The 11987-nt window shown below is 43.5% G+C and carries 8 protein-coding genes and 1 tRNA gene; 6 read left to right on the top strand and 3 right to left on the bottom strand.

Annotated features, from left to right (window positions below):
- Positions 1–255: 255 nt before the first annotated feature.
- Both D0T57_RS11300 and D0T57_RS11305 read right to left on the bottom strand, forming a co-directional pair.
- A tRNA-Arg gene (locus D0T57_RS11300) sits at positions 256–329 on the bottom strand.
- A 101-nt stretch (positions 330–430) separates the two neighbouring features.
- The gene (locus D0T57_RS11305) at positions 431–1144 is read right to left on the bottom strand and encodes a tRNA1(Val) (adenine(37)-N6)-methyltransferase (protein WP_163273605.1); all 714 of its coding nucleotides are present in this window, start codon (positions 1142–1144) and stop codon (positions 431–433) included.
- A 160-nt stretch (positions 1145–1304) separates the two neighbouring features.
- On the opposite strand from D0T57_RS11305, the gene lon reads away from it, so the two are divergent.
- Positions 1305–3770, top strand: a complete 2466-nt coding sequence (gene lon / locus D0T57_RS11310) for an endopeptidase La (protein WP_163273635.1) — start codon at positions 1305–1307, stop codon at positions 3768–3770.
- 92 nt (positions 3771–3862) lie between these two features.
- Positions 3863–5050, top strand: coding sequence for an MFS transporter (locus D0T57_RS11315; protein ID WP_163273606.1), 1188 nt, complete (start codon positions 3863–3865; stop codon positions 5048–5050).
- A gap of 8 nt (positions 5051–5058) precedes the next feature.
- On the opposite strand, the gene D0T57_RS11320 is transcribed toward D0T57_RS11315, so the two are convergent.
- Positions 5059–6561, bottom strand: coding sequence for a hypothetical protein (locus D0T57_RS11320; RefSeq protein ID WP_163273607.1), 1503 nt, complete (start codon positions 6559–6561; stop codon positions 5059–5061).
- Positions 6562–6750: 189 nt separating this feature from the next.
- On the opposite strand from D0T57_RS11320, the gene D0T57_RS11325 reads away from it, so the two are divergent.
- From D0T57_RS11325 to D0T57_RS11340, 4 genes are all read left to right on the top strand, one after another.
- Complete coding sequence (locus D0T57_RS11325) at positions 6751–7995, top strand: hypothetical protein (RefSeq protein ID WP_163273608.1); 1245 nt, start codon at positions 6751–6753, stop codon at positions 7993–7995.
- A gap of 17 nt (positions 7996–8012) precedes the next feature.
- A complete protein-coding gene (dcuC, locus tag D0T57_RS11330; RefSeq protein WP_163273609.1) occupies positions 8013–9383 on the top strand; it encodes a C4-dicarboxylate transporter DcuC in 1371 nt (456 codons plus the stop codon).
- A 131-nt stretch (positions 9384–9514) separates the two neighbouring features.
- A complete protein-coding gene (iadA, locus tag D0T57_RS11335; RefSeq protein WP_163273610.1) occupies positions 9515–10660 on the top strand; it encodes a beta-aspartyl-peptidase in 1146 nt (381 codons plus the stop codon).
- Positions 10661–10673: 13 nt separating this feature from the next.
- A complete protein-coding gene (locus tag D0T57_RS11340; protein ID WP_163273611.1) occupies positions 10674–11975 on the top strand; it encodes a porin in 1302 nt (433 codons plus the stop codon).
- Positions 11976–11987 lie beyond the last annotated feature (12 nt).

Consider the following 11987-nt stretch of genomic DNA (forward strand, 5'->3'; position numbering starts at 1 on the left):
TTTCTAAGATACTAAAAATCAAGGTCTTTTCAAAATAATAACAGGCTTATTATCAGTCAATTATTTCCCTTTTTATCCTATTTTTGTCATGTACTGTGCTGAACTGTTGCTTTAAATGTTGCCATGTTGTTGTGAAACTTTTGTGAAACAAAACACCGAAATACGGCAAATAAAGTTCGGAAAGTTCGGCGACATAAACAAAAAAAGAGATTTGCAAATCGCTGCAAATCTCTTAATTATCTAATATTCAGTTAGTGATCCGAGCGGGATTCGAACCCACGACCCACAGCTTAGAAGGCTGTTGCTCTATCCAGCTGAGCTACCGGACCTCACCTTTATGCTAAAAAGCGAGTGCAAAGATAATAGATTTTAATCTTTTCACAAATAAAATAAAAGAAAGTTTTTCCCTTACTGTCTTATACCAAAAAGATTATAGCTTCAAATAGAAATCTTTTACCAATCCTATAAACTCATCCGAATACTTATGCCGTTCTTTTTCTATAATCATATCTGTTTCGGATATAGGCAATACTACTTTCGACATTTCTATCACAATCCGTTTGTAATCCGATGTCGCAGTAGGCCTTACACTCATCATCCGCGAAATGCATAAACCATTATTTTTAGCCAACAGCACCAGTTGCTCCTTATATGCAAAAGGGTAAATGATAGAAATTTTACCGGCTTCCGTTAACATTTTCGAGGAGATACTAATCAAATCTTCTGCTGTCAAGCTATCCGTATGGCGTGCTATAGACCGTTTCTTATCCGGCGATTTCAATGATTGAGAGAAAAATGGAGGGTTACAAATTATATGGTCAAACAGCAGGCTTGTCTCCCTATAATATTGTTGTAACGAACAGTTGTAACACCTTATCCGGTCTCCAAATGGCGAATTCCCAATATTATCCCTAGCCTGTTCCACGGCATCCATATCCATATCAATCGCTTCTATAGACAGTAAAGGATTGCGTTGGGCTACCATCAAAGAAATCAGCCCGGTTCCTGTTCCGATATCCAGCACCTTATGGCTCTGGGAAATATCAGCCCATGCGCCGAGCAGCACACCATCGGTACCAACCTTCATTGCACACCGATCGTGATATACCGTAAACTGTTTAAACCGGAAATATGGATTTGGCATAATGAGTAAAGTTCTAAAATAAAAATAAATGGCAGAAAATTATAGTTAAACCCCATGGCACGAAATTTGCTGCTAACAAGGCAAAGTTAATTAATATTCTGTACTTTTACAGAGCCATAATGAATGGTAAGGGAATATTTTATAAAAAAGACGCAACATGATGTTTTACAAGAAAAAAGACTTACTCAGTGCCGAAGATAGTAATGAGCCTGTTATTTCGATCATTACGAACGATTTCGACAATGGGGATTGCCATATAGACGAAGACTTGCTGACCGACGAGCTGCCTATTCTGCCTTTGCGCAATACGGTTTTATTTCCGGGGTCGAGCATGCCGATAGTTGTTGCCCGCGAAAAATCATTGAAACTGGTCAGAGCACTAAACCGCAAAAAAGGAAAATATGTCGGACTCGTCTGCCAAAGAGACGCAGATAGCGAAGATCCCGAATTAGCCGATTTGTATTCCGTGGGAGTTATAGGAGAAATTCTCCGTGTAATAGAATTGCCCGACGATGAAAATGTGACAGTGCTTTTTCAGGGAAAAAAACGTTTCCTGCTGACTGAACTTACACAATCGGAGCCATACCTGAAAGGAAAATATATAATAAAAGAATCTGTGCCTGTATCTAAAACAGATACAGAATATAAAGCCCTGCTCGATTCTATCCGCGACTTGATGATACAAATGTTGAGACTCTATGGCGATCCGCCCAAGGAACTTATCCAACGGCTTAAATCCGAGGCAGTTTCATCTATGCTAGTCCACTATTGCTGTGCAAACCTTCCTGTATCCGGAGCAGAGAAACAAGCATTGTTGGAAGTTGACGATGACAAGGATCGTGCATACCGCCTACTCGTTTTATTGAATCGGGAAACCCAAATGATGGAGATGAAGCTCAACATCCAGATGAAAACGCGTGAAGAGCTTAACCAACAACAAAAAGAGTATTTTCTGCAACAACAGATAAGAACCATTCAGGACGAATTGGGTGGCAACCCTCAGCAAGCCGATATAGACGAATTGTGGAAACGGGCAGAAACTAAAAAATGGAGTGCAGATGTAGCCAAGGCCTTCGAAAAAGAGATACATAAGCTCGAACGCCTACATCCACAATCTCCCGACTATTCCACCCAGTTTACATATCTGGAAACAATGCTTGAGTTGCCGTGGAATGAATATACAAAAGATAATTTCAATCTGAAGCATGCTCAGAAAGTGCTCGACCAAGACCATTTCGGACTAGAACGGGTAAAAGAGCGCATCATAGAACATCTGGCAGTATTGAAACTGAAAGGCGATCTCAAATCGCCGATTATATGCCTGTATGGCCCTCCGGGAGTAGGGAAGACATCGCTTGGGAAATCTATAGCGAAAGCACTGAACCGGAAATATGTAAGGGTATCTTTCGGCGGATTGCACGACGAATCGGAAATCCGCGGGCATCGTCGTACATACATCGGAGCTATGCCGGGACGCATTATCCAGAACATACAGAAAGCCGGTTCTTCCAACCCTGTATTTGTATTGGACGAAATTGATAAAATAGGCAACGACTTCAAGGGCGATCCTTCCTCAGCCCTGCTCGAAGTGCTAGATCCGGAACAAAACTTTGCTTTTCACGACAACTACCTGAACGTAGACTACGACTTGTCGAAAGTAATGTTTATCGCTACCGCGAACAACCTATCGACGGTATCCCAACCGCTTCTCGACCGTATGGAACTGATAAACGTAGGTGGATATATCATCGAAGAAAAAGTAGAGATTGCCCGCCGGCACCTGATTCCCAAACAAATGGAAAATCACGGTTTGGAGAAAGGTGTGATAGACATCCCAAAGAAGACACTGGAAAAGATAGTAGAAAACTATACCCGTGAATCGGGTGTGCGTGAGCTTGACAAAAAGATAGCCAAAATAATGCGCAAGGTCGCGCGCAAGGTCGCTTCTGACGAAGAATACAAAAAGACTCTGGATATTGCCGACCTGCACGAATACCTTGGCGCTGTAGAATATACAAGAGACCAATATCAGGGCAACGATTATGCCGGTGTGGTTACGGGTCTTGCGTGGACATCGGTAGGAGGCGAAATCCTGTTTATAGAAACATCGCTAAGCAAAGGTAAAGGAGGAAAATTTACCCTTACCGGAAATCTGGGCGATGTGATGAAAGAATCGGCCGTGCTGGCTCTGGAATACATACGTTCCCACGCCAGTTACCTTAATATCGATGATAAGGTTTTTGAAAACTGGAACGTCCATGTCCATGTGCCGGAAGGGGCTATCCCCAAAGACGGGCCGTCGGCAGGTATAACGATGATAACCTCGCTTGCCTCCGCATTTACCCAACGCAAGGTGAAACCGAATCTGGCAATGACTGGCGAAATTACTTTACGTGGAAAAGTGCTGCCCGTAGGCGGTATCCGTGAAAAAATACTTGCAGCCAAACGTGCCGGGATAAAAGAAATAATTCTTTGCAAGGAAAACGAGAAAGATATAAACGAAATAAAACCGCTTTACCTTAAAGGGCTTAGTTTTCACTATGTGACTGATATCAAACAAGTAATAGATATCGCCCTGCTAAAAGAAAAAGTAAAATATCCGTTAGACTTGACAATAACAGTATAATAGCACACTTATAATAAGTGCAGTTTTGTAGAGCCTGTTTAAATTTTATCGAAAATTTAAACAGGCTTTACGAAAAATGACAATAACATAATATGAACACTAACAAACTCCCAGCCCTGTGGACAAAGGATTTTATCCTTGTCTTTGTATCCAACTTGCTTCTATTTTTCTCTTTTTACATGCTTATTCCGGTGTTGCCGCTTTACCTGATCGAAGAAATGGATACAAGTGGTTCGCTGGCGGGTATCGTACTGGCTTTATATACTATTTCGGCACTATGTATCCGTCCCTTTTCGGGCTTTTTGGTAGATATGTTCAGCCGCAAGCCGTTATACCTCATTTGCTACGGAGCTTTTTGCATTACCTTTGCCGGATACGTGGTAGGTACAACGCTGGTACTGTTCACGATCCTGCGTATATTTCACGGACTGGCCTTTGGCATGAGTACCGTAAGCGGAAGCACGGTTGCAATAGACAAAATGACATCCGAACGCCGGGGCGAAGGTATCGGTTATTTCGGTATGGCGGCAAATATAGCTATGGCTATAGGCCCTGTTGCCGGTCTTTGGATACATCAGAACTACTCGTACGACGCATTGTTTCTTGCAGCCTTTTTCTCCAGCCTTATAGGATTCTTCACTATCGTCCTTATCAAGCCGGTAAATAAGGAACCGGCCATGCCGGGAAGCAAGCAACCCATGTCTCTCGACAGGTTTATTCTTCTGAAAGCAATACCCTGTGTCGGGCTTCTTTTCATAGCAGGGCTAGGTTATGGCTCGGTATTGAACTACATGGGGCTGTATAGCGAAATGGCAGGTTATGAGAATAGTGCCGGTATCTTCTTTGTGGTTTTGGCTATGGGGATACTTCTGGCACGCCTCCTTTCGGCTAAAACGATTAATAAAGGGAAAATCGCTCTTCTGATAAAAATAGGTAGTGTTTTCCTTATCCTTTCCTTCAGCTTGCTTGCCTTATGCAATAATACTATAATGCTCTACGTCACAGCCTTCCTGCTCGGAATAGGATACGGCTACATCAACCCGGCATTTCAGGCCATGCTTATCAATCTGGCAGAGCACAATCAGCGGGGAACGGCGAACGCCACTTATTTCACGTTCTGGGATCTCGGTATAGGATTGGGAACAGTCATTGGGGGAATAGTTATCTCAAAGCTGAATTTCAGTTGGCTGTATGCCATCAGTTCTGCGATACTTGTACTGGGAGTTATCTATTTTGCCGTCATGTCGGCTCCTTATTTCCAGAAGAATAAACTGCGCTGACAAGGCGGTTAAGGGACTTTCATTATTTCCGAAAACGATGCCGGAAATGGCGTTCCATACATATTTTCATAATCTTTGGCAAACCTGCTATAGCTGCTGTTGGCTATAGATCGTTTTCCCATATTGGTCAGGGCGATGCATTTCATAGCCAATGCACTCTCGTTCAGCGAATCGAGGTTGAATATAGTATCGGCAATCTGCACAAGTAGCCTGTCGTCTTCTTTTATATTGGGTAGTTCTGACAAATTCAGCAGATTGTCTATCAATTTGTCCGATATTTCGGCTTTGAACGGGTCGAGCCATTCGTAGCTGCATTCCGGCAGGAATGATCCGCGGCGTACGACAGACACCAGTTCCATTATCTGCGGCTTGTTGAGGCTCTCGTTCCTTAAGAGGAATAATATCCTGACATAGTCGCAATATATATCGTCTTTTATTTCAATCCTGATATTATGAGGATTAGTAACTATTTCGTATCCGCCCACGGTATCGAGTATGCCTTTCAGCTTGCCGATGTTTACAGCACGGTTGTTATTAGCACTTTGCTGCTCTTTGTCGAACCACAAAATCTCTTTGAGCAACCCTGTAGTAATACCCTTGCTGTCTTTTTGCGAATACAGGAGTAAAAGCAAGAACAGTTCTTTGAGCAAAGGCGTGAAGCGTGAAGATATATCATTCGAATCCTTGTCCAATACCTCGAATTGCTTGAACAGGAAAACGGCGCTCTTGTCCACTTCTGCTATCGCGTCTATATCTGCTTCGGGATGAAATACAATGTCCTCATCTACATCTTCTTCTCCCGCATTTTCTATCTGTCGCAATTTCTTTTGTTTTCTTTTCCTTATTATAATATAGGCAAAAATGAAAATGTCGAGAACGACGATTACTATAATCCAAAGTAGAGTTGAGTTTTCCCCTTCTTCTATTTCTTTTTGTTCCAGGATATCGGGGTCAGACGATATGTTCGACAACCTGAGAGCCGAGGCGGCATGCTGGTTTGCCCTGCTCTTGTTGTCGAAGGCTCCCAATACGATTTTATAGTCTGCATGAGGTCTTAATCCCAAACGGTTCTCGATCAACACTGTATCTTTAACCTCTATTGTCATCTGGTCTGATTTAAGATCTACAAGGAAACTGAATGGTAGTGATTCCTTCTGGAAATCTTCTTTTAAGATACCTAGCGACCGCCTCGACAGCTTATCTTTCGATATAATTAATAGTTCGCCCGAAGAATCGTTCTGTATGCTGAGTATAACATTTATTTCCTGCTTATTGATGTCGGTAATGCGGAGCAGGTATTCGAGATACTGCTCGTATCCTTTTTGCAGGGAGGCATCGAATGCTAATTTTATATCGTTATTGAACCTGAAAAAACGATTTTTGTTTAATGCTGTGCCGGATATGTAATTGGTGGACTTTTGCTCCGGCTCATCTTGTGCAAAAATGTGCAGGGCTGGTGTAAAAAAGAATAAAAAAATAAATAAGCAAAATATATATTTCTTAAATATCATTACTATTGCAACTATAATCTTATGGCTAAACAATATTAATACAAAAATTTGATTATAACGCTATATTTTAATATTTATACGGAAATTATCTCTTAAAGTTTTGTATTAATAGCCTTGTTCACGATTTATTAATAGCCCTGTTTAGTATCAGTTTTATATTTGTAACCAGAAATTTAAACTAGCGATACCATGAAAAGAATTTTTACCTGCTGTCTCTTATTGATGGCTTTGATCAGTTTTCTTATTTCGTCGTGTTCGACCAACGATGTCAGCATGCCGGAACTGACGGACAACAATGTTGAAATAAAAGACCAGGCATTGGGAGAATACTTGCTTTACCTGAAAGCCGCCGGAGTAAGCATGGCAGATGAAGAGGGCGTGAAGAAATATTATGTCGATACCGAGGTTGCCCTTAAGCAAACAGCCGCGCTCAACTTGAGCAAATCGTCGAATAATATAAGCAAACTGGAAGAAGCCGGGCTGGAAACAGCAGCCATCAAAATTAAAGATGTAGATGAATTGCAGTTCTTTGCAAATGTGACCGAACTTACGCTTACATCCAACGAGATAGAAAGTATCGACCTCTCTAATTTGACCAAACTGGAATCGCTCACACTCAACAACAATCTGATAGGATCATTAGATTTAAGCAAAAATACGGAGCTTAAAACACTCACTTACACAGCTAGCTCGAAAGCTACTGCTGACCAGAAGCTAAAGACAATAGACTTGTCGCACAACACAAAGCTTACTTCTGTAGACCTTTCTAAGCACAGGGATGAGCCATTCCCTATTCCTCTCGAAATCTTTAACCAGTTGACGACTGCTAAAGGTGTGAAAGCTGACGATGGCAGCGGCGAGACAGAAGGATATAAAATTGCGGATGAAGCATTTGGCGAATATCTTCTATTCCTGAATGTGGCAGGGGTAACGGAAAAAATAGAAAATACATCGGGTACGACTACCTATTCATACTATATCGACACCGAAGAGGCTAAAGCATATACAGGAGTTTTGAATTTGAGCAAGTCGTCGGGTTCTATCACAACACTGACCAATGCAGGAGTAAGGACAGCTTCCTCGAAAATAAAGAATGTGGATGGGCTGCAATATTTCATAAATGCCACAGGACTGACCCTTACATCCAACGAAGTGGAAAGTATCGACCTGACTGCTTTAACTCAATTGGAGACACTCAACCTGAACAATAATTTTATAGGGTCGCTCGACCTGACTAAGAATACAGAGTTGACCACTTTGTCGTACACGGCCAGTAGCAAGGTCACAGGCAGCCAGATATTACAGTCGATAGATTTGTCTAAAAACACCAAACTGAAGTCTGTAGACTTATCTAAGCATGCAAATGCGCCATTTCCTATTCCGGCTGCTATATTCAACAATCTCACTACAGCCAAAGGGGTAGTTTCTCAATAAATAAAAAAGGATTGATTATGACAATAATAGGAATTATAGTATCCTTACAATTTATAATAATAGCAGCATACCTGTTGTTCAAAAAATATCATCCGCAGGCTGTACTGATGATCTGTGGGCTGATGATGGTAGGTATAGGTATGCTGATGAACTTCTCGGTACCCGAACTCAGCGAAAGTACAGGCTCGTCTTTCTTCGACCTCTTCCGCCGTATTCAGGAATCTATGGTCGGACGCTTGTCGGGCGTAGGGCTTATGATTATGGCAATAGGCGGGTTTGTCGCCTATATGAAACATATCGGGGCAAGCGAAGCATTGGTGTATATCTCGATGCAACCATTGTCGGTGATGAAGAAATACCCTTATCTGGCATCCATCCTCGTCATACCTATCGGGCAGCTGCTTTTCATCTGCACCCCGTCGGCTACAGGTTTGGGGCTGCTTTTGGTGGCATCTATCTATCCTGTTCTTGTAGGATTGGGCGTAAGCCGTCTCTCAGCCGTTTCGGTTATTTCGGCATGCACCATATTCGATATGGGGCCTGCATCGGCAAATACGGCACGGGCGGCCGAACTGATAGGCAAAAGTAATGTAGCCTACTTTATCGAAGACCAGCTGCCAATCACTATTCCGGCCACTATAGTGCTGATGATAATATACTATTTCAGCAACAAGTATTTCGACAAAAAAGATAAGGCGGAAAAAGAGGAGGTAAAGAAAGAAGATTTCAAACTCAGCGCACCGCTTATCTACGCCATACTACCTATATTACCGTTGATACTGCTGATTATATTTTCCCGCTTCATCGAACTGTTTCCCGACAATCCGATAATACTGGATACCACTACAGCAATATTCATCTCAGTAACGGTTGCCTTTGTTTTCGAACTGATACGCAGACGCAAGGCGCAAGAAGTATTCGCCTCGCTCAAGATATTCTGGGAAGGGATGGGGAAAGTATTTGCTACCGTGATCACGCTGATCGTTGCCGCCGAAATATTCTCTACAGGGCTTATCAGCCTGGGATTTATCGACGGGCTGGTAGATGTATCTACTCACCTCGGGTTGGGAGCAATAGGCATCGGCATCCTTATTGCCGTCATCATCTTCCTTGCCTCCATGCTTATGGGTAGCGGCAATGCTTCGTTCTTCTCCTTCGGGCCTCTTGTGCCGGATATAGCTACAAAACTTGGCGTAAAAGCAGCCGACATGATTCTCCCTATGCAATTGGCATCGAGCATGGGGCGTGCCACTTCACCCATTGCAGGGATAATAGTAGCAATATCGGAAATAGCAGGAGTATCGGCATTCGACCTGGCGAAAAGAAACCTCATTCCTTTGATTATTGGGCTGATATTCATTCTTGTCTATCATTCTATTTCTATCTGACATGGAGGTTTATAATAGTTGACAAGTAAACAAGACACAAGTAGACGAGTTTTCACTACAGATTGTGTCAACAAAGAAACAAAAGAAATACTAGTATCTTGTTCACTTGTATCTCATTTAAAATAAATTTTATGATGAAAATAATAAAGAATGCAAAAATATACGCCCCTCATTATCTCGGACACAAAGATATACTGGTAGGTGCAGGCAAGATATTGCAGATTGAGGATAAGATTGATATTGCCCTGCCCGGCATCGAAACCATCGATGCACAAGGCAAGCTGGTATTCCCCGGTTTCATCGACCAGCATATCCACGTCACGGGAGCAGGAGGGCAAACCGGCTATGCCTCTATGACGCCCCCTATCGAGTTGGGCGAACTTATAGCCTGCGGAACGACCACAGTGATGGGGTTATTGGGCACCGACGGAACAACCAAGAGCCTGCAAAACCTGTATGCTAAAATACAGGGATTGGAGCAGGAAGGGATATCCGCCTATATGCTGACCAGCTACTTTGCATATCCTCCGGTCACCATTACGGGCGATGTACGTCAGGATATAATGTTTATCGACAAAGTTATCGGCTGTAAGATCGCCATCAGCGATGAGCGTGCCTCTCATCCCGATGCTAAAGAACTATTGCGTTTGCTGGGCGACATACAGGTTGCCGGCTTACTATCGCAAAAGAAAGGCATACTCCACGTACACCTCGGCGGACAACGCTCGGGTATGGCATTGCTGCTCGACCTTGTAGAAAAATACCAGGCCCCCATACGCCGCATATCGCCTACCCATGTAGGGCGCACCCACCCCTTGTTCGACGAAGCCATCCGCTTTGCCAAACTGGGCGGTATGATAGATATCTCGACCGGGGGAACAAAATTCGACGAGCCGTACAAGCAAGTATTGCTGGCATTAGACCAGGGGGTGTCTATGGACAACATGACCCTCAGCAGCGATGGCAATGCAGGAGTGATGATTAAAAACGACGACGGCGAAATAGTAGGCTACCGCAAAGCACCTATCGACCTCAACTTCAAGCAAGTGGTAAAGCTAATAAATGAGGGGGGAGTAGACCCGTCCGAAGCTTTCAAACTCATCACCAGCAGTCCTGCCAAAAACCTGTCGTTGCCTCATAAGGGCACGATTGCCGTGGGTGGTGATGCTGACTTCTGTTTCCTCGACAACGACTATACGCTATACGATGTTGTTGCAAAAGGAGAACTGATGATGCAAGACAAAGTTATCTTAAGGAAAGGTACATATGAAAAATAATAAATCAGTATTTATGAAAAATATAACAAAACTATTATACCTGTCATTATTGCTTCTGCCTGCGGGATTATTCGCACAGGACGGGGTCACTTTCGAAAAATATACGCTTGGCGAAGGTGTTACCATGAAGTCGAATAGTGATAGCTATAGCCTAAACCTCCGGGGATTTGTGCAAACACAATCCGACACACGTTTCTACGAAGGTGGCGACGACAATTCACTCAGCCGTTTCCGCATACGCCGGGCACGTTTGCGTTTGTCGGGCGATGCATTCCGCAAAAAAGTGTCATATGTCTTATCTGCCGATTTTTCCGAATCGCTGGCAGGAGAAGAAGAAGCCAACAGCATACTCAAAGATGCTTATATCAGATACAACCCTACGTCGAACTGGAGTGTTACCTTCGGGCAGCGGTCGTTGGGAACAGACAGCCGCGAGATGCTTATCGGCTCCAACTCACTCGCGTTTGTCGACAGGAGCAAGGTTTCGTCGGCGTTCAGCACCATTCGCGAAGTAGGGCTGTTTGTAGAAGGAACAGTGAGGGTAGGTAACAATTCATTCCTGCGCCCATCGCTTATTATCACCGATGGCGATGGCAGCTTCACTACAGGCAAACGCACAGGAGGACTTAAATACGGAGGACGTATCAATTACCTTCCTTTCGGGCGTTTCCGCGAGTTTGGCGAATTTCGGGGTGCTGATTTAGTACGCGAGCTTACGCCTAAACTATCGGTAGGAGCAGCATTCAGCTACAACAATGCGACCAGCGACCGCCGTGGCGGACGCACTACCGGTTCTATCATGTATCTGGATATAGACGAACAGCCGGCTCTGCCTTCCTACAGCAAATTAGTAGCCGACTTCCTGTTCAAATACAAAGGCTTGTCGGTATTGGGCGAATTTGCCAAAACATGGGCAGGTGTTCCCGACGATATACATTACCGTGTAAGGAACGACGGTACGTATGCCACAACCTTCGAGGGAGGAGTAGAAGACTATGTGAAAGGACGTATGATGTTAGGTTCGGGATACAATATCGAAGCTTCCTACCTCTTTCCTGCATTGTATCTGGTAGGAGCAAGATATACACACCTCAGGCCCGATAAAAACTCGTATATGCACAATACATTGTACAACAACCGCCGCAACTTCTACGAAATATCGGCCGCCAAATACCTTACCCGTTCGCATGCGATAAAGGTGCAGGCATCCTTCATCTATGTAGACGCGCGCGATGGTAGCCGCAACTTGCTGAATAGAGATATGGAAAATAAGAACGAGATGATGTTCCAGACTCTTTTACAGGTCTCATTTTAAAAAACGAATACT

It is taken from the genome of Dysgonomonas sp. 511 (assembly GCF_010501105.1).
GTDB lineage: Bacteria > Bacteroidota > Bacteroidia > Bacteroidales > Dysgonomonadaceae > Dysgonomonas.